12 protein-coding genes and 1 tRNA gene are annotated in these 19,267 nt (G+C 66.7%); 12 read left to right on the top strand and 1 reads right to left on the bottom strand.

What is annotated here, in order from left to right; genetic code table 11:
* The 8 genes from B5G20_RS04930 to B5G20_RS04900 are packed head-to-tail and all read left to right on the top strand — an operon-like array spanning position 1 to position 11,051.
* On the top strand, positions 1-3,360 hold the full coding sequence (locus B5G20_RS04930; protein WP_087355593.1) for a tape measure protein: 3,360 nt from the start codon (positions 1-3) through the stop codon (positions 3,358-3,360).
* Positions 3,357-4,139, top strand: coding sequence for a hypothetical protein (locus B5G20_RS04925; protein WP_087355591.1), 783 nt, complete (start codon positions 3,357-3,359; stop codon positions 4,137-4,139). The genes B5G20_RS04930 and B5G20_RS04925 overlap by 4 nt, the downstream gene beginning before the upstream one ends.
* Entirely contained in the window at positions 4,140-8,369 is a 4,230-nt protein-coding gene (locus tag B5G20_RS04920; RefSeq protein ID WP_087355589.1) for an alanine-zipper protein, read from the top strand.
* A gap of 29 nt (positions 8,370-8,398) precedes the next feature.
* Positions 8,399-9,031, top strand: coding sequence for a hypothetical protein (locus tag B5G20_RS04915; protein WP_143750218.1), 633 nt, complete (start codon positions 8,399-8,401; stop codon positions 9,029-9,031).
* On the top strand, positions 9,031-9,456 hold the full coding sequence (locus B5G20_RS04910; protein WP_087355585.1) for a hypothetical protein: 426 nt from the start codon (positions 9,031-9,033) through the stop codon (positions 9,454-9,456). Before B5G20_RS04915 ends, B5G20_RS04910 begins: the two co-directional genes overlap by 1 nt.
* A gap of 31 nt (positions 9,457-9,487) precedes the next feature.
* Entirely contained in the window at positions 9,488-9,826 is a 339-nt protein-coding gene (locus tag B5G20_RS04905) for a hypothetical protein (RefSeq protein ID WP_087355583.1), read from the top strand.
* 8 nt (positions 9,827-9,834) lie between these two features.
* On the top strand, positions 9,835-10,080 hold the full coding sequence (locus B5G20_RS10145; RefSeq protein ID WP_143750217.1) for a hypothetical protein: 246 nt from the start codon (positions 9,835-9,837) through the stop codon (positions 10,078-10,080).
* Positions 10,077-11,051 (top strand): N-acetylmuramoyl-L-alanine amidase, encoded by a 975-nt coding sequence (locus B5G20_RS04900; RefSeq protein WP_143750216.1) that lies wholly within the window; start codon positions 10,077-10,079, stop codon positions 11,049-11,051. Before B5G20_RS10145 ends, B5G20_RS04900 begins: the two co-directional genes overlap by 4 nt.
* 126 nt (positions 11,052-11,177) lie before the next feature.
* Here the strand turns inward: B5G20_RS04900 and B5G20_RS04895 are convergent.
* Positions 11,178-11,254: transfer RNA gene (locus B5G20_RS04895), tRNA-Arg, on the bottom strand.
* A gap of 143 nt (positions 11,255-11,397) precedes the next feature.
* Here B5G20_RS04895 and B5G20_RS04890 point away from each other — a divergent pair.
* The 4 genes from B5G20_RS04890 to B5G20_RS04875 all read left to right on the top strand — a co-directional run bounded on the left by B5G20_RS04890 (position 11,398) and on the right by B5G20_RS04875 (position 18,814).
* Complete coding sequence (locus B5G20_RS04890) at positions 11,398-14,259, top strand: HAD-IC family P-type ATPase (RefSeq protein WP_087355578.1); 2,862 nt, start codon at positions 11,398-11,400, stop codon at positions 14,257-14,259.
* Between the two features lie 218 nt (positions 14,260-14,477).
* The gene (gene acnA / locus B5G20_RS04885) at positions 14,478-17,183 is read left to right on the top strand and encodes an aconitate hydratase AcnA (protein WP_087355576.1); all 2,706 of its coding nucleotides are present in this window, start codon (positions 14,478-14,480) and stop codon (positions 17,181-17,183) included.
* A 36-nt stretch (positions 17,184-17,219) separates the two neighbouring features.
* Entirely contained in the window at positions 17,220-18,323 is a 1,104-nt protein-coding gene (locus B5G20_RS04880) for a zinc ribbon domain-containing protein (protein ID WP_087355574.1), read from the top strand.
* Complete coding sequence (locus B5G20_RS04875; RefSeq protein ID WP_239286881.1) at positions 18,302-18,814, top strand: DUF523 domain-containing protein; 513 nt, start codon at positions 18,302-18,304, stop codon at positions 18,812-18,814. Before B5G20_RS04880 ends, B5G20_RS04875 begins: the two co-directional genes overlap by 22 nt.
* The last annotated feature ends 453 nt before the right edge of the window (positions 18,815-19,267 follow it).

The following is a 19,267-nucleotide window of genomic DNA, read 5'->3' as shown; positions in this document are numbered from 1 at the left end:
ATGGCCGGAGGCATCGAGCTCGCGAGCGCCTACGTGACGCTCATCCCCTCGCTCAAGGGGGCGGCGAAGAGCATCGACGCGCAGCTCAAGGGCGTCGATCTGTCCAAGAGCGGCCAGCGCATGGGCAAGTCGCTCTCCGACGCCCTGGGCAAGTCGGTCAAGACCGACGGCCTGAGGAGCCTCGAGTCCGCCGTCAAGAGCGCGGAGAGGTCGTTCGACAAGGCGTACCGCAACATGGCCAACGCCTCGAAAGAGGTGGAGGTGGCGCAAAAGCGCCTGTCGGAGGCCGTCAGGGACCACGGAGAGGACTCGTCGCAGGCGGCGCAGGCCCAGCTCAACCTGCAGCGCGCCCAGCAGAGGCTCGAATCGTCCGGAGAGCGCCTCGCGGACGTCCAGTCGAGGCTGGCCGACGCCCAGGAGGACCTCGCGGCCGAGGCCTCGGGTCTCAACTCGACGCTGTCTCGTCAGTCGACCCTGCTGGGGTCCATCGCCGCCAAGGGCTCGGCGGCGGGCGCGAAGATGCAGGCGGCGGGATCCTCCCTGGCCAACCTCGGCTCGAGCGCGGCCGATCTCGGCGGAAAGCTCACGCAGGGCATCACGCTGCCGCTCGCGACGGCGACCGCCGGCGTGGGGGCGTTCGCGCTCTCCACCGCCAGCGCCGCCGAGACCACCGATATGAGCTTCACCACCATGCTCGACAGCGCAGAGGCCGCGCGCGACATGATGGCGGACCTCGCCGACTTCGCGGCCAAGACCCCCTTCGAGCTGTCGGGCCTGCAGACGGCGACGCGCCAGCTGCTTGCCTACGGCTTCACCGCCGAGGACGTCATCCCCATGCTCACCGCCGTCGGCGACGCCACGGCGGCGCTCGGCACCGGGCAGGCCGGGATCGAGGCCGTCACGCGCGCGCTCGGCCAGATGCAGGCCAAGGGCAAGGTGCAGGCGGAGGAGATGCTCCAGCTCACCGAGCAGGGCATCCCCGCGTGGCAGATGCTCGCCGACGCAATCGGCACCGACGTGGCCGGCGCGCAGGAGAAGGTCACGGCGGGCGCGGTCGACTCCGCGACGGCCATCGACGCGCTCATCTCCGGCATGGAGGCGCGCTACGGCGGCCTCATGGAGAAGCAGTCGCAGACGCTCGCGGGGCTGGCCTCCAACCTCGCGGACTCGCTCACCCAACCGCTCATGGAGCTGCGCGAAAGCGACGCGTACGCCGAGCTCAAGGACTCCTTCTCGGAGGTCGTCGACGCGGCGGGGCCGTTCGTGGAGTCGCTTCTGCCGCACATGGAGCGCGGCCTCGAGTCCGTCTCCGACGTGCTCTCCGCCGCCGCCGACGCCATGGAGGGATTCTCGGACATGTCCGAGTCCGCGCAGGGCGACCTCATCGGGCTCGTGGCGAAAGCGGCGCTCGCCGGCCCCGCGCTCACCGTCGCCGGCAAGGGCATGCAGGTGCTCGGCGGAGGCATAGAGGGCGTGGGCAAGGTGGTCGGCGGGGCCTCCGACCTCATCGGAGGGCTGCAGACCAAGCTGCTCGACTTCGCGACTGCTCCGGGCAAGGCGACGACCCCGCTCACCAAGCTGGTGGGCGTGATGGGCCAGTTTCCGGGCGCGACGGCGCTAGCTGCTGCGGGCATCGCCATCGTCGGCAGCGGCATCGCGTCGTTCGTCTCCTGCGCCACGGAGGGCGAACGCGAGGCACGCGTTCAGGCCGAGGCGCTTGAGGTGCTGGGGCGCGCTGCGGAGACGTCTGCCGATTCTATCGAGGCAGCATCCGATTCGCCGCGCATGCTGGGTGCGGAGATATCTTCGCTCGGCGACGAGATACAGGAGAACTGGCAGTCCATCACCGATCTCGGCTCGCAGTTCGACGAGTTGAACCGAAATACGTCGGCCAACATATCCCAGCTGCAGGACGCCCGACAGGCCGTCGCGGACTACGCCGGTCAGACTGACCTGTCCGCGCAGCGGCTCGGCTCGCTCCGAGCTGCCGTGGAGGTGCTCAACGACCAGTGCGGCACGAGTTACGAGGTCGTGAAGGATTCCGGTGGCGCGTATCAGGTCATGGCGGACGGGGCGACCGTCGCCAAGGAAAGTATCTACGATCTCATAGACGCCCAGATACAGCAGGCTAAGATCGATGCCGCGAGCGACAAGCTGAAGAACATCTACTCCGAGCAGGCGGAGCAGGCGGAGGAGTACGCTCGCGCGCTCGCTCAGGTGAGCGATGCCGAGAAGGCGTACGATGAGGCCCTTTCCAAATACGGCAAGGTCGGCTCCAATTATGCCAAACAGGATCTGGACGAAGCCAAGGCAAACCTCGCCGAGGTGGAGTCTCAGATGGAGGAGACGGGCGCGGCGGCCGAGCGCCTTGAGACACAGATTGGTAATGCCGCCGCAGGAGGCACACAGAGCTTCGCGGACCTCGTTGACGGGTCGGGCGCGCTCGCCGCGTTCTTCGAAGAGACCGGCGGTGACGCTGCGGACTTCGCCGCAGACCTTGAGGCGTCGGGCGTGTCGCTGTCTACGTTCTCCGGGCTAACTGACGTCCAGCTCGCTCAGGTTGCGGCACAATGGGACGGAACGGCTAAGTCGGTCACCGAGGCGCTCTCTGACATGGGTGTGGCGGTTGACGGGTACAACGCCGTGCCACTGCTTGGCAAGGACGCTGCGGTGACCGTCGACAGCATGCAGCTCTCAGACGCTCAGGGCCGCGCCGTCGTGTGGAACGGCACGGATTTGGTGTGGAAGGACACCGGTGTGTCGGTCGGAGACGCCGAGCTCATCGACTCCCAGAACAGGGTATGGGTCTGGAACGGTACCGACTTGATTCCGAAGTCCACAACAGCTCAGGCCACGGGAAACGCCGTGACTGGCGTCGCGCAGCGCGCGGTCGACAACCTCGTCAGGTCGATAGCGGGGATGCACGACAAGTCCGTGACGCTCACCGTCACCAACCGAACCATCAACCAGACCGAAAACCGCGTCTACTCGGGGACCATCCCGAAATACGCAGCTCGCGGAGGCATCCGCCCCCACGCGGACGGCGGCGTGCGCATGCACGCGGGCGGCGCCATCGCCACCAGGGCGGTGCCGCTCGACATCGTGGGCGAGGCCGGGGCCGAGGCCATCGTGCCGCTCACTAACCGCCGGTACAGCCAGCCGTTCGCGGACATCATCGCCGAGGGCGTGGCGAAGCGGTCGGTGGGGGCCTCCGAGGTCGTCGCCGCAATCGCGGCGCTGCGCGACGAGATACGCGGCATGGGGGTCTACCTCGACAGCGGCAGGCTCGTCGGCGGCATCAGCAGGGACATGAACCGCTCGCTCGGGCGGATGCAGCGGAGGGGGGCGCTCAGCCGATGAGGACGGCCTTCGACGTCAACTGGGGCGGAACCGACCTCTGCGCGGAGTTCGGCCTCTACATCGAGTACGGCAGCATATCCTGCGACCCGCCCGCGCCGAAGACCTGCGTTGTCGAGGTCCCCGGCGGGGTGGACATCGACCTCACCGACGCTCTCACCGGCCACGCCGCATACGGGAGGCGCAAGGTCGCCTTCTCCCTCTGCTACGACGGAAGGGGAGGGAGCGCGTGGCAGGACGTGGCGCGCGAGGTCGTGCAGCTGCTCCACGGCATCGAGGCCGATTTCTCCCTCTCGTGGGACCCCGGCTTCACCTACCACGGGCGCGCGACCGTGACCTCCGCCGCCTTCGTGCCGCGCTCGTCGTGCCGCATCGCCGTGGAGATCGACGCGGACCCGTGGAAGGTCCGCGAGGTGCACACCGAGTCGGTGTCGGCGGTCGGCGGGGCCAAGGTGACCTGCCGCTCGGGCAGGAGGCCGGTGCACCCGCTCATATCGTGCGACTACCCCGTGACGGTCGAGTGGGAGGGAAACCGCTTCACCGTGCCGGCCGGGCGGACCTACCGCATGGCCGCGGTCACCTTCACCGAGGGCGACAACGAGATCTGGCTCTCCATCTACAGCTACCGGCCCGCGTCGTGGGCCGACCTCGCGGGGAGCACGTGGGCCGACGTGGGCCGCTACACGTGGGCGGGAATCTCCGTGGCCGACGGCGAGCAGGACCCGGACGACTTCATCGGAGACGGCACGGTCGTCCTGCAGTGGGAGGAGGCGTACATCTAGGTGTACTACGTCTACATCGACGGCGGGCTCGCCTTCGACGGGCTCTCCGACTCCCCGTCCGTCGTATCGGCCTCGATATCCCAGTCGGTCAACGCCGCGGCCTACCTCGACATGGACGTGCTGCCCGGCACGCCGGTCGAGGCGGGCTCCTCGGAGGTCGAGGTGGCGTGGGACGGCGAGACGCTGTTCCGCGGCACCGTGTCGGAGGTGTCACAGGGCATCGAGGGGCTGCTCTCGGTCACGGCGGTCTCGGAGGTCGACCGCCTGAACGACGTGCTCGTGCGACCGCACTCATCTGACGGCTCGGAGGGCGAGAAGTGCCCCTCCACGCTCGCGGGCTACTTCTCCTGGCTCGTGGAGCGCTACAACCTCCGGAACGCCGGGGGCTACCGCATCGAGGTCGGGGAGAACCAGGGCGCCCTCATCGCCGATGGCGACCTCGCCATATCTGACGACTCATGGTCGTCCGTGGCGTCGCGCGTCGAGGACGCGGTGCTCTCCCGCGGCGGCATGCTGGAGTTCACGCCGTACCCCGGAGGCGGCAGGCTCGACCTGTGGGCCGACGTCCACGAGGCGGCCGACCAGATCATCGACCTCGGGGAGAACGTCGTGGACATCGCCGTGACGCGATCGACCGAGGGCAGGTTCAGCGCCGTGGCCCCGTACTCCGGCGACCTCACCCTCGAGGGCGCCCCGGAGGCGGCGCTCGCGCTCGTGCGCAACGCCGGGTTCTCGGTGAGCGGCGACGCCGTGTTCGACCCGGCCTCGGTCGCCGCGTTCGGCTACCGCGAGGAGCGCTACGAGGTGAAGGGGGCCGAGGACGCCGCCTCCCTCGCGCGCGGCGCGGTCGCCGGGCTGAGGACGCTGCTCTCGCCGTCGGTGACGGTCGAGTGCCGCGCCGTGGACATGGCGCTCTACCGCGAGGGCTACCGCCACCTGCGCGTGGGTCAGGCGGCGCGCGTGCGCTCGGCCCTGCACGGCGTCGACGAGTACCTGACCGTGCAGGAGATGTCGCTCGACCTCATGGACCCCTCGCAGACGAGCTACACCCTCGGGGTCACCTACGACAGCCTCACCGGCCAGCAGTCCGCCTTCCTGCGCCGCCTGAACGCGAGCATCGACGGGGCGCTCGACCGCGTGACCGCCGCCGAGGACTCCATCGAGTCCGTGCGCGGCGACCTCGTGATCGTGGGCAAGGACGCCGAGGACGCGAAGCAGCAGGCCCAGCAGGCCATCGAAGACGTGGGCAAGCTCACCGAGGACATGGCCACGATGGACGAGGAGCTGGAGGGCCTCCACGGCGCCATGGAGGGCGTCGACGCCGACGTGGCCGCGATCAAGAAGCAGGCTCAGTCGGCATCGGACAAGGCCGACGAGGCGTGGGACAAGGCAGACCAGCAGGCCCAGCAGGTCGAGCAGGCCGTCCAGGCGTCGAAGGACGCGGCGGCCAAGGCGGACCAGGTGGCCTCCGACCTGAGCTCCACCGCCGCCGACCTCTCCGGCAAGATAGCCGACGTCACAAAGACCGTGACCGACCAGGGGACCAAGATCGAGGGCGCGGTGGAGGACGCCGGGAATGCCTTGAAGCAGGCCACCGAGCTGTCGCAGACCGTCGACGGCGTGAAGGCCACCGCCGAGAGCGCGCTCACCACGGCCCAGGGCACGCAGGAGACCGTGACCAGCCTCTCAGCCACCGTGGAGGGCGTCAAGGCGGACGTGACCCAGGCCACCGACACGGCCACCGACGCACTCTCGAAGGCGACCAGCGTCGAGGCCACGGCGAACGGCATCAAGGCCGACCTCTCCAACAACTACCTGTCAAAGACCGACGCGAGCAAGACCTACGCCACCCAGGCGTCGCTCAGCGCCACGTCCAGCTCGCTCACGACCAAGATCACCGAGGCAGCGACGGCGGCGGAAAACGCGATGGACAAGGCCACCGAGGTGGAGCAGACCGCGAGCGGCATACGCGCCGACCTCACGGAGACGGCCAAGACCGCCGACTCGGCCCTCAGCAAGGCCACCAGCGTCGAGGCCACGGCCAACGGGCTCAAGACGACCATCACGGCGGTCCAGGAGGACGTGGACACCGCCCAGTCGACGGCGGACAGCGCCAAGACCGCCGCGTCAAACGCCAAGTCCGCGGCGGACAAGGCCCAGACCACGGCGAACTCCGCGAGCACGAACGCGAGCACGGCCATAAGCCGGGTCACGTCGCTCTCGGCCACGGTCGACGGCATCAACACCAAGGTGGAGCAGACCGCCACCACGGCTTCGGACGCCCTCACCAAGGCCACGTCGGCCCAGCAGTCGATCGACGGATTCAAGACCACCGTCTCCCAGACCTACCTCAAGAAGACCGACGCCAGCTCCACCTACGCCACCAAGGCGAGCCTCAGCTCCTACGCCACGAAGTCGTCGGTCGACCAGACGGCCAGCCAGATCAAGTCCGAGGTCGCGGCGAAGTACGCCACGCAGGAGGACGTGGACGGCATCTCGGTGGGCGGGACGAACCTGCTGCTGGGAACCAAGGCGTTCACGAACTCCGGCTACGCCTCGACCGAGAACGGCTACCTGCGCTCGGGCTGGACAGTGCAGTCGGAGAAGTACCAGGGGCTCACCGTGCGCGGCGGCACCAAGAGCGGGACGGCGCAGCAGGTGGTCGGCGAGTGGCTCGTCAACGAGTTCGCGCTCGGCGAGGAGTTCACGCTGTCCTTCTGGATCAAGGGCACCGGAGGGAAGGTGCGCGCGTACTTCTACGGCGCGACCGGCTACGCCACGACCATGCGCGTGGCGTCGAGCGACGGCCAGGCGGCGAGCGGCTACGGAGACGGCAACACCGACCTGCCGGTGTCCTCCGGCTGGAAGCGCGTGTGGGTCACTTGGAGGATCAACAGCACCGGCAGCACGACGGTGGCGAAGTACGCGCTCATCCGAACTGACAGCACGGCGTCCGGCAAGACGGTGTACGTGTGCGGCGCGAAGCTCGAGAAGGGTAACAAGCCCACCGACTGGTCGCCCGCCCCCGAGGACATGCTCAGCGCCGCCGACGCCTCGGCCACCTACGCCACGAAGACGGCCCTCACCCAGACCGAGGACAGCATCACCGCCGAGGTCGCCAAGACCTACCAGAGCAAGTCCGGCATGGCGAGCTACGCGACAAAGAGCTACGTCGACCAGCAGGACAGCTCGATTAAGACCACGGTGTCGAGCGTGCAGACCACGGCGAACAACGCGCTTTCCAAGGCCACCACGGTGGAGCAGACCGCCGACGGCCTGGAGGTCAAGATCACCAGCGCGGTGAGCACCGCGAACACGGCGAAGAGCACGGCAGACAGCGCGAAGTCGACGGCCACAACGGCCAACAACACGGCAAACTCGGCCAAAACGACCGCCACAAACGCTCAGAACACCGCTAACACCGCCAACTCCACGGCCAACGCCGCAAAGACCGCAGCGGCGAACGCCCAGACGGCCGCCAACAACGCCGCCAAGACTGCCACGAACTACCTCAAGTTCGACAGTGCCGGCCTGTGCGTCGGAAACCAGACAACGACGCTCACGTACAACACCCTCATCAAGGCAACGGGCGTGGACATACGTAACGGCTCCACGGTGCTCTCCAGCTTCAGCGCGTCGACCATCGAGCTTGGGAAGAACAGCTCCTCGTCTCAGGTGAAGATGTGCGGAGGCAAGGCGTCCGTTTCCTATACCGGAAGCTCGACGGAACTGCGCTCTATCGAGTCGCTGTACCTCAGCGGATCGAACGTGTCCCTGCTCTCCAACAAGGTCTACATGGGGCTCAAGTCCGGGAACGTCTTCATAGAGGACGATCGAACGGGGCAGGGGGTGGGCGCGACCTGCACGGCGGCGAACTTCACGAACATCCTCCGCATGCCCCCGCTCTCCGCCGCGTGCACGAAGGGCTCCGGAAAGGGCGGCTCGGCGACCGCCTACAAGGTCGGCAGGCTCGTGACTGTCGACTCCAAGGTGACCAAGACGAGCCCCTTCACGGAAAACGAGACCATACTCACCGTCCCATCGGGATACCGCCCCCCGAGAGACGTGTGGATTCTCGTCTCTGCCGAGGGGCCGGCTGGCGAGCGCGGGATAGCCGTGTGCTACATCAAGGCGTCCACCGGGGCCCTCATCCTGAACTCGGTCACTTGGACGGGCGCGAAGGTGGATTGCAGGGCGATAGACGGATCGTTCTCCTACGTATGCGCGTAGGGGAGACAGGAGTAGAAGGGATTGGCGCAATGGCAAACGGATATCTGGCTGGCGGCGTAGTCATCCTCAGCGCGGACGGAAGCGGCCTCCCGGTCGTGGAGACCGCGCCCCCCGAGTGCCCGGTCGGCTACCGGCTCAAGAGCGGGTGGGACGGCGCCGGAACGTCCATCACGCAGACGTGGGAGCTCGTGCCGGAGGAGGGGACGGCGCAGGAGGCCGCGCTCGCTCTCAGCCGCATGCAGTTCCAGAGCCTGCCCGACGAGGCGGCCTATCTGGTGCGGGCCCTGGCCGACCAGTACGTGGACGGCATGACGTGCTACGGCCCGGACAACGACGCGGGCATGCCCGTCACGCGCGTCAACTACTACGGCGATCTGTACCGCTTCATCGGGAGCGGCGTGCAGGTCATGCAGCCGGGCTGGAACCCGGTGGCGGCGCCCAGCCTGTGGGCCCGGATCCTGCCGGGCCAGGAGGGCTCGGGCGACGAGGGTCCGCAGCCGTGGGAGCAGCCCGACAGCACCAACGGCTACTCGGAGGGCGACCGCGTGACCCACAACGGGCGCCTCTGGGAGTCGCTCGTGGACGACAACGTCGACGAGCCGGGCACCGACAACGGCTTCCGGTGGAAGGACCTCGGCCCGGCGGAAGGGGTTGATGCCTAGTGGCCACCACTAACCTCGGTCTCGCGGTCATCGGGCAGTCCGACGCGGTGAGCCCGGACCCCATCAACGCCAATATGGAGGCGATCGACAAGCTCGGCGTCGACTACATCACCCAGCAGGGGAAGTCCGGCGACTGGCGCTACCGCCGCTGGAAGTCCGGCACCTTCGAGTGCTGGTGCATCCAGAAGTACCAGACCCCCACGAGCGACACCGACGGCGGGGACTCCAAGCAGTACAAGGTCAACTACCCGGTCACGTTCGTCGAGCCGCCGGTGCTTCTCGTGTCGAGCAGGCAGTCCAACAACAACGCAATCCACACCGCGTACGTCGAGCACGATACCTCCTACGCCGAGTGGTGGGTGAGGGGCTTCCAGCAGACCCGCGACATGGAGTGCTACCTGTACGCTATCGGGCGCGTCTCCTGACGTTGGCGCGCGGTGGGAAGGTGGTGATGCGATGGAGTGGCTTCAGGCCGCCGGGTGGGTGGCGGCGCCGGTCATGACGGCCGTCATAGGCGCGCTGGCCGGCTCGCTCAGGGAGAGCAGGGCTCGCGTGCGCCGGCACGACGAGGCGCGCGACGCCGAGCACGCGGCCCTCATGGCGGGGATGCGCGAGCTCATGCGAGACCAGCTGCAGAAGATGCACAAGCGCTACGTCGTGGAGGGGGCGCCGATGCCGTACGACGAGAAGGAGCGCGCAGACAGCGTTTACCGCGTCTACCACGCGCTCGGCGGCAACGGAACCGGTACGCACATACACGACGAGCTCATGGCCGCCTACGTGGGCGGCAGATAGGAGGAAATATGCTCGATAAGTTCCTGACCAGCGAGAAGACCGAGATGCGTCTCGCACGCTCCATCGTGCAGGGCGTGCTATCGGTGCTCATCGTGGCGGTGCCGCTCTGCGTATCCGGCGTCATCGAGGACGCCACGTGGGCGTCGATAGCCACCGCCGCCATCATGTGCGTGCTGTCTCCGCTCATGGCGATGATGCGCACCGGCAACCCCGAGGACGGCACCGTGGAGGCCGACGTGGGCGATGCCGAGTGACGCACCCTGACCCCACCACGCAGCGCATCTGGGCGCGCGCCGACCGCTACACGGCGGGCGGCAACTCCCGCAAGTACATCGCCGTGCACAACACGGCCAACACGGCCTCCGCGGAGAACGAGGCCAAAAACCTCGCCAACAACCCCGGGAAGTCGAGCTTCCAGTACGCGGTGGACGACGCGGACATCGTACAGTGCGTCCACGACTACGACACGGCGTGGGCGGTAGGCGCGTGGACCGGCGCCCGCCAGCTCATCGGCAACAACCAGAGCATCAGCATCGAGGTGTGCAACCCCGGTACCCGGTTCTCGCAGGCTTCCATCGAGAACCTCCGCAAGCTGGTGCTCCACCTCATGGAGTACTACGGCATCCCGGCGTCCAACGTGGTGCGCCACTGGGACTGCCACACCGGGCGCAAGCGCTGCCCGGCCTACTACTCGGGCGCGGGCAACCGCGACTGGGGGCAGCTGCACGCGTACATCACGTCGGAAGGGGAATCCATGGCACAGGGTCAGGTACCCGGCGCGGCCGTCAACGCCGCCGGGCTCAACTACAGGGCGCACGTCCAGACGCTCGGCTGGCTCGACTCGGTGAGGGACGGCCAGGTGGCCGGAACCACCGGTCAGGGCCTCCAGCTCGAGGCCGTCAAGATCACGCCGCCCGAGGGCGTCGAGCTCACCGTCCTCGCCCACATCGAGGACATCGGGTGGAAGTCCTACGCCGGCATCAGGAAGGGGGCGTCCTCCGGCGAGGGAAGCTCCGCGAACGACCCCATCATCGGGACGGTCGGGCAGGCGCTCCGCATGGAGGCGATCCAGATCATCCCGACGGAGATCCCCGCCGGAAAGCAGCTCAAGTACCAGGTCCACGTCGAGGACTACGGGTGGACCGGCTGGGTCTACGCCCCGTACGCGACCGGCACCGTCGGGCTCGGCAAGGCGATCGAGGCGATCCAGATGGTCTTGGAGTAGGCAAGCTCGATTCACCCCTCTCCGCCTACGGGCGGGGAGGGGATTTTTGCGTTTTATGTGATTTACGCTCTTATAAAAAACCCGCCCCGCACTACAAGCACGTACGGGGTTCGGGTAACCAGTCTCTGGTGTCCCGTGCAGGATTCGAACCTGTGACCTTCTGCTCCGGAGGCAGACGCTCTATCCAGCTGAGCTAACGGGACGGGCAGACGCCATTATACCCAATTGCGCCGTGAGCGTCAGCGGTTTGTTCGCTCATATTTACGCGCCGATTTTGAGGGCTCCGCCTAACGTGCGTGCTTTGGGGCATACTGGCAAAAGTTTATCCACATGCCAGGGAGGGTTCATGGCAGACGATGCAACCGAGAGCCTGCATGGGCTCACCGCCGCCGAGGTGGCCGAGCGCGTAGAGCGCGGCGAGGTCAACCTCAATATGGAGCTCAAGACCAAGTCGGTGCGCGAACTTGTGCTCGAGAACCTCCTTACCCTCTTCAATCTTATCAACGTCATCCTTGCCATCCTCGTTATCATCGCGGGGTCGTGGAAGAACCTTACCTTCCTCGCCATCGTGGTGCTCAACACCGGGATCGGCATCTTCCAGTCGCTCCGCTCTAAGCGCATGGTCGACCGCCTCACTTTGCTTGCCACAAAAAAGGCCAAGGTTATCCGCGACGGCGCGGAATGCGAGCTCGACCTTGAGCAGATCGTGCTCGACGACATCGTAAAGCTTGGCCGCGGCGATCAGATTCCGGCGGACGCCGTGGTGGTCAAGGGTTCGGCGCAGGTGAACGAGAGCCTTCTTACGGGCGAGAGCGACCTCATCAAGAAGGATCCAGGCGCGACCCTTATGAGCGGCAGTTTTGTCGACTCGGGGCTCGTGTACGCGCGCGTCATCCACGTGGGCGCAGACAACTACGTGGCGCGCATCAACAACGAGGCCAAGTACGTTAAGAAGGTCAACTCCGAGATCATGCGCGCGCTCAACGCCATCGTGCGGTTTGCGAGCGTCATCATGTTGCCCCTCGGGTTGGCTCTCTTTTTCTCGAGTCTCTACGAGAGCTACCTTGGCTCAGGTGCCGGGGCCGGCTTTTGGCCGTGGGTCGGTGCGGAGCTGGCGGCGGGCCACGTGCCCTCGACCGAGATCCTCTCCACGGTGGGGGCCCTTCTGGGCATGATTCCGCAGGGGCTCGTGCTCCTCACATCCTCGGTCCTCGCAATCGCCACGGCACGCCTCGCCCGCAAGAAGGTGCTTGCCCAGCAGCTCTACTGCATCGAGACGCTTGCGCGCGTGGACGTGCTCTGCCTCGATAAGACCGGCACGATCACTTCGGGGCGCATGGAGGTTGCGGGCACCTATCCCTTGGCCGTCTCCGGAGGCACGGGCAGGCAGCTGCCAGGGGTGCCCTCCGAGGTGACGGCGCTCGACTTTGCGCTCGCCAACATCGCGCGGGCTACTTCTGAGGACGCCAACGAGACCTGCAAGGCGCTGCTCGACTACTACGCCGCTCCGGACCATGAGGTGCCTGAGGCCGTAATTGAACAGGTTGTTCCGTTCTCGTCTGCCAAGAAGTGGAGCGGTGCCTCGTTTGCCGGGGGGAGTTACGTGATGGGCGCGGCGCAGTTTGTGCTCTCGCCGCATGGCTACGCTGAGGTCGAGGCAGAGGTCTCGCGCCTTGCGGCCACCTGCCGCGTGCTCGTGGTTGCCGCGGTGGACGGCTTTACCGCTGAAGGTGACGCGGTGGGCGAGGCCCGTCCGCTCGGCTTTGTGACCATCCGCGACGAGATCCGCACTTCCGCAGCAGAGACCATAGGCTACTTTATCGAGCAGGGCGTGACGCTCAACGTCATCTCCGGCGACGACCCGCGCACGGTCTCGGGAATCGCCGAGGTCGTGGGCATTCCCGGGGCGGGAGCGTACGTGGACGCCACCACGCTCGACACCCCGGCTAAGATCGATGCGGCGGTGGACCGCTACCACGTGTTTGGCCGCGTGACCCCCATGCAAAAACGCGAGCTCGTGCAGGCGCTCCAGCGGCGCGGGCACACGGTCGCCATGACGGGTGACGGTGTGAATGACGTCCTTGCGCTTAAAGAGGCCGATTGCTCCGTTGCCATGGCGGCCGGTTCTGACGCCGCCCGCAACGTGGCCGAGATCGTCCTGGTGGAGAATGACTTTGCCGCCATGCCCGCGGTGGTGGCCGAGGGCCGTCGCTCCATCAACAACCTCCAGCGTTCCGCGGCACTCTTCCTTACCAAGACGCTCTTTTCGATGGGCCTTGCGGCGATCTGCATCGCGTTTCCACCGTATCCTTTCCAGCCCATCCAGATGACGCTTATCAACTTCTTCTGCATCGGCTATCCCGGCTTTGTGCTCGGGCTCGAGGCTAACCGCGCCCGTGTGAAGGGCAACTTTCTCGCCAACGTGGTCAAGCGGGCGCTGCCCGCTTCGCTCGCGGTGGTCGTTGCCGCCTGCCTCAACATGGCTGTCGCCTCGTTTGCCGGGCTGAGCAGCCTCACGCTCTCCACCATGTGCCTCGTTACCACGAGCGCGGTGGGCTGCTGCCTCATTGCGCGGATCTCGTGGCCGTTCACGCCGCTCCGCACGGTGCTTCTGGCGAGCATCGTCGTGGGACTCGTTGTGGGTATCTTGGGATTCCCGGATCTCTTCAGCATCGCGCGCCTCTCGTGGGCCGAGGCGCTCGCGCTCGCCGCCATCTCGCTACTGGCGTGCGCGCTCTTTTTTGCGACAGCGCGCGTGATGGATGGCCTTAAGCCGCGGCGCACCTATTCCGCCACCGGTTTTGGGCGGGGCGTGCAGGTAACGATGGGGCGTTCCGGTGCGCGGCGTGTGCGCTCGACCCGCTCGGCGCTTCGCCGCTTTGTGTGGCGCTCGCGCGAACGGCTCAACCGCTATGTTGAGGAGCACCGTTATCAGGATGCCGCGGCGGCCAACGATGCCTTCCGCGCTCAGGGAGAGGCGCCCAAGCGGCCTGTTGGCGCGCCTGCTCCCCCTGCCGGTAAGGCGGCTGTTCAATCTGAGGGCGAGAAGCCGGGGCCGGTCATCGATCGCGTGTCGGCGGACTCCGATGCTCAGCCCGCAAAGAAGCAGAAGAAGCGCACGAAGTCGGGCTTCTCGTCTGTTACCCAGTCGGCTCATGGCATTCAGGTAAAGCTCCCCGCACGTCCGGCAAAACGGCGCGAGAAGTAGGGCTGTCAGCGTCGGCTCTGCGCCCGGCGGCTGCCGCACAAAGACGATGTGAGGCCTGGCTGGACGTTCGACGGCTGCCTGTGCTGGATGCGCTTCCGGCGCCACTCCTGTGCGTGACAGCCGTGTTACGAATCTGGCTTCTGGGGACCTCTCCCGTCTCTGTCCGCACGACGGGGTAGGATGGGATAACTGTGACCGCTCGCAAAGACTGGAGTCCTATGGAGCCCACTGCTACCCCTCTGCCATTTGAGCGCGCGCTTGCTGTCGCCGGGCGTACGTATCGTTACACGGCGCTCAGCTCTTTTCCCGAGGCGGCGCGCCTGCCGGTTTGCCTGCGGATACTGTTGGAAAATGTCGTCCGACGCTCTGCAAGCGAGGAGGAGGCACGCGAACGCGCCCATGCCGTTATCGAGGCGGGGCTTGCGGGTGTCGCGGGTGCCGAGATTGAGTTCATGCCGGCGCGCGTGCTCTTTCAGGACTTTACCGGTGTGCCCGTTTTCTGCGATTTTGCTGCCATGCGCGACTCCGCCGCTGCGCGTGGTGAGGACCCCTCGCGGGTAAACCCGCTCATTCCCTGCACGCTCGTCATCGATCACTCGGTGACCGCCGATGTGGTGAGCTGTCCCGAGGCGGCGCGCGAGAACGCCCGGATCGAGGCGGCGCGCAATGCTGAGCGCTTTGCCTTTTTGAAGTGGGCGGCAGAGAGCTTTAACAACGTGTCTATCGTGCCGCCCGGCGTGGGCATCTGCCATCAGCTGAACGTTGAGCGTTTCTGCCGCGTGGCGTGGACGAGCGACGCCGGCTCTGGGGCCAAGTGCGCAGATAAAACAGGTTGCGCTGGGACGCCGACGGTCTACTTCGACACCCTCGTGGGTACCGACTCGCATACACCTACCGCCAATGGACTGGGTGTGCTCGGGTGGGGCGTGGGCGGCATCGAGGCCGAGGCCGCAGCGCTCGGCCAGCCCATCTCCATGACGGTACCGCCGGTGGTTGGCGTGCGCCTTACGGGCCAGCTTGCCCCCGGGGTGAGCGGCATGGACGTTGCCCTCACCTTTGCCGAACGGCTGCGCGCGGCGGGCGTGGTGGGTTCGCTCGTGGAGTGCTTCGGGCCCGGCGTTGCGAGCCTCACGGTAACGCAGCGCACGACCATCGCCAACATGACGCCCGAGTACGGCGCCACCGCAACGTTCTTCCCGGCCGACGAGGCGACGCTTGAGCAGCTGGCGCTTTTTGGGCGGAGTGCGGATGAGGTCGAGCTTACCCGTGCGTACCTTACCGCTCAGGGTATGCTCGGCGCCTCGGGGACCTCTGATGCCGATACCGTGTATAGCCGGGTGATCGAGCTCGACCTGGCTGCGGTTGAGCCATCCCTTGCCGGACCGTCCCGTCCGCATGATCGGGTCCCGATCAGCGGAGTGCGCCATCGCTTTCGTGAGGCCCTGGCACGCTCCGGGTGCATGCCGGGGGAGACCTTCTCCATTGACTGCGCGGGCGCGCCGCGTGAGGTTTCGCACGGCGCCATTGCGATCGCTGCGGTAACGAGCTGCACCACGGCAACCGACCCCGCCATGATGGTGGCGGCGGGCCTAACCGCTCGCCGCGCGCTTGAGCTCGGCTGCGCGGTGCCGCCGTGGGTCAAGCGGATTTTCGCCCCGGGCTCGCACGCCACCACGGAGCTTTTGCGCCGCGCAGGCGTGCTCGAAGCCCTTGAGGGCCTTGGGTTTGCCGTCTGCGGATGGGGGTGCATGAGCTGCATCGGCAACTCCGGACCCATCTTGGACTCACTTGCGCCCATCGCCGGCAGCTGCGAGCTCACGAGTGTGCTTTCGGGCAACCGAAATTTCGAGGGGCGCATCTCGCCCCAGGTTGCGCAGAACTACCTCTGCGCGCCGGCACTCGTGATCGCCTACGCGCTCGCCGGCACCATGGACGTCGACCTCTCCGCTGAGCCCGTTTGCGAGGGCGCTCGTGGGCCTGTCTACCTTGCCGAACTGCTTCCGACCGACGAGGAGGTTGCGGCGGCGCTTGTCCGTGCGGACGTGGCGGGCACCTATGCCGCGGTTGCGTCCGAGCCCATGACCGGCAGCGACAGTTGGGCTGCGCTTGAGGCTACGCCTTCGCGGACCTACCCGTGGGATCCGGCGAGCACCTATGTGCGGCGTCCGACCTTCCTCGACGATGCGGCAGCGGGGGACGCCTGTGCGCTTTCTGGTGCGCGGGCGCTCGTGATGCTTGGCGACTTCGTTACGACCGACCATATCTCGCCGGCGGGCGCCATCGCACCGGATTCTCCGGCGGCCGCCTACCTTCGTGCACACGGCGTGGCCGAGGCTGACTTTAACTCCTACGGCTCGCGTCGCGGTAACCATGAGGTGATGGTGCGAGGCACCTTTGCTAACGTGCGGCTCGAGAACCTCCTCACTCCCGGTCGACGCGGCGGCTGGACCCTCGACCCCGTGACGGGGGAGACCGTTCGCGTCTTTGATGCCGCGGAGTCGGCACGTGCGGCTGGAGTGCCGCTCATCGTGCTCGCGGGCAAGATGTACGGGTCGGGCTCCTCGCGCGATTGGGCGGCCAAGGGACCCTATCTTCTGGGCGTGCGCGCCGTGATCGCTGAGAGCTTCGAGCGGATCCATCGCTCCAACCTCATCGGCATGGGGGTGCTCCCGCTCGAGTTCGCTCCGGGGGAGTGTACCGAGGCGCTTAGCCTCACGGGGCTCGAGGAGTTCTCGTTCGCTCCTGCACCGGATACCCCGATGGGGGCAGACGGCATTCCGACTGAGCTCGAGGTCACGGCCAAGGCGCCTTCGGGCGACCAAACGGTCTTCCGCGTCCGTGTTCGTGTGGATACGCCGACGGAGGCCGCCTACGTCCGTAGCGGTGGTATCCTGCCGTATGTACTCAATCAGGTGATTCGCTGAGCGCGGCCACGGCGAACGCGGCCGCGATGAGATGAGGTGCCCTTGCTCTGCCCGCATTGCCATACCAACGTCCCTGCCGACGCGACCGTCTGCCCGCACTGCAGCGCCTACCTCGGAACCCCCACGTCGCACCCCGCGCATGAGTTTATCTTCTGCGAGGGGTGCGGAGCCCGCCTCTCGCCCAAGGCCCGCACATGCCCCAAGTGTGGGCGTCCCGCCCCGGGGATCCTCTCTGCCGAAGCCTCGGCGTCAGACCTCGCTGCGGGCAAGACGGCAAGCTTCCCCAAGCTCACCGATGAGGTGCTCAAGAACCGCTCCTCCAAGCCGTCGGCGGCCGAGGTGCTCGACGTAAGTCTCGATCCCGAGAAAACCAACGTCCTCAAGATTCCCGTTGAGGAGTCTGCCGGCAGTAAGCGCCACACCGACGAGGACCCCTATCATCGCCGCAAGCGACCGTACGGCAAGGTCGCCGCGGCGCTCGTTACGCTGGCGCTTGTCGGCGGATGCGCGTACATGGTCGTGGCCGACCCGCTTGGTGTTATGCCGCGGTTCTATGCCGAGGTGCAGCGCCAAGCTGCCGAGATGTTCCCCTCGCGCGAGGGCATGACACCCGATACGGGCGACGCCGCGACGGACGGGGCGGATGCCACTGAGGAGACCGTCGAGCTTACCGACGACACCGTCCTCTCGGGTGAGGCGGCCTACGACCGTCTGCTCGAGCTCTACAACCAGATCGGTGACTTCCAAGACCCGCTTTCCGATGTGATCGACGATTATAACGGCGGCTTTCTACTCTCGAATTTGGAGCGCCGCCGTGAGGCCTCCTCAAGCGCCTATGCCCTGCGCGACCAGGTGCAGGCTTTGCGCGATGAGCTCGATGCCGTACGGCTCGAGCAGGATTCGCCCTACGCCGAGGACCTCGAGCATCTCAAGCAGCTTGCCACGTGGATGTACAACCGCGTTGACGTGCTCTGCCAGTCGTGGGACATCTCGCTGTCCTACCCCGACGGTGAGCGCCTCTCCCAATACCAAAGCGAGATCTCAAAGCCGCTGCGCGAGGCGCTTGATGCTTCGGGCCGCAATGAGAACCTGACGCTTTTTGAGGAGAACTACAACTCATGGCGCCCGAGGGAACGGTAGGAGGTCGCTCGATGCGGATTGCGGTGAGCGCCTGCCTGCTGGGCGAGCTGTGCAAATACAACGGCGGTAGTAACCGCAACCATGAGCTTATCGAGGCACTCCGGGTGTGGGGCCATGAGGTCATACCCGTCTGTCCTGAGGTTGCCGGGGGCCTTCATATCCCGCGCCCGCGTGCGGAGATTCGCGCGGGCGAGGTCGTCAACGAGTTTGGCGAGAGCGTCGACGCGGCGTTTCGCGCCGGCGCGAAGGCGGAGTTCAGGCGCATCGAGGAGGCCGGGGGTGTCGACCTGGCCGTCCTTCAGCCACGCAGCCCCTCGTGCGGCGTCGGCACCGTTTATGACGGTACCTTTACGGGCAAGCTTGTCCCCGGCGACGGCGTCTTTGTCCAGCTGCTCCGCAAGCGGGGGATTCCCGTGGTGGCCGCTGACAAGCTGCAGCTAGCCGATCTTGGGTCCGAGGACGAGTGCGAGGGCGTCGACCGTATCGCCTGAGTGCCGATACATGAGCGCAAACGATGCGGGCACGCGCGTTTGGGTGTCTCGCGATTGACAGGTCCTTGTAGGCAAATTGCAACAAAGCGGCTATGCGCCCGTCGGCGTGCTACAATGCCGTGCAATGGCTGTGAAGGGGAGGAGTAGTCGGCCTCCGCGCACCCCAAGAGAGCGGGCGGTAGCTGTAAAGCCCGCGTGCGCGACCGAGCGAAAATCACCCCGGAGCCGCGGCCCGAACGGATGGCTGGGATACTGGGTCAGATTGGACCCGTCCCCAAATGACCCATCTGAGTAGGCGTCGCCGGAATGGTCACCGTGACAGGCCAGCCGAGTAACGGGCGCGCAAGCGCCTAAGCTGGGTGGTATAGCGGAGAGCTTGTGCCGTCGGACGCTTCGGCGGCTGCGTTAAGCGCTTCGTCCCAGCTTGCAGGGACGGGCGCTTTTTTCATGGGC

It is taken from the genome of Collinsella sp. An7, from assembly GCF_002159335.1.
Lineage (GTDB): Bacteria > Actinomycetota > Coriobacteriia > Coriobacteriales > Coriobacteriaceae > Coprousia.
The sequence above is the reverse complement of the archived record's forward strand: the minus strand, read 5'-3'. Positions and strand labels throughout refer to the sequence as shown.

Bases quoted from the DNA above. Each gene is read 5' to 3' on its own strand.
- B5G20_RS04925 (WP_087355591.1), top strand. From the start codon at position 3,357: ATGAGGACGGCCTTCGACGTCAACTGGGGCGGAACCGACCTCTGCGCG.
- B5G20_RS04930 (WP_087355593.1), top strand. From the start codon at position 1: ATGGCCGGAGGCATCGAGCTCGCGAGCGCCTACGTGACGCTCATCCCC.
- B5G20_RS10145 (WP_143750217.1), top strand. From the start codon at position 9,835: ATGCTCGATAAGTTCCTGACCAGCGAGAAGACCGAGATGCGTCTCGCA.
- B5G20_RS04915 (WP_143750218.1), top strand. From the start codon at position 8,399: ATGGCAAACGGATATCTGGCTGGCGGCGTAGTCATCCTCAGCGCGGAC.
- acnA (WP_087355576.1), top strand. From the start codon at position 14,478: ATGGAGCCCACTGCTACCCCTCTGCCATTTGAGCGCGCGCTTGCTGTC.
- B5G20_RS04905 (WP_087355583.1), top strand. From the start codon at position 9,488: ATGGAGTGGCTTCAGGCCGCCGGGTGGGTGGCGGCGCCGGTCATGACG.
- B5G20_RS04875 (WP_239286881.1), top strand. From the start codon at position 18,302: ATGGCGCCCGAGGGAACGGTAGGAGGTCGCTCGATGCGGATTGCGGTG.
- B5G20_RS04890 (WP_087355578.1), top strand. From the start codon at position 11,398: ATGGCAGACGATGCAACCGAGAGCCTGCATGGGCTCACCGCCGCCGAG.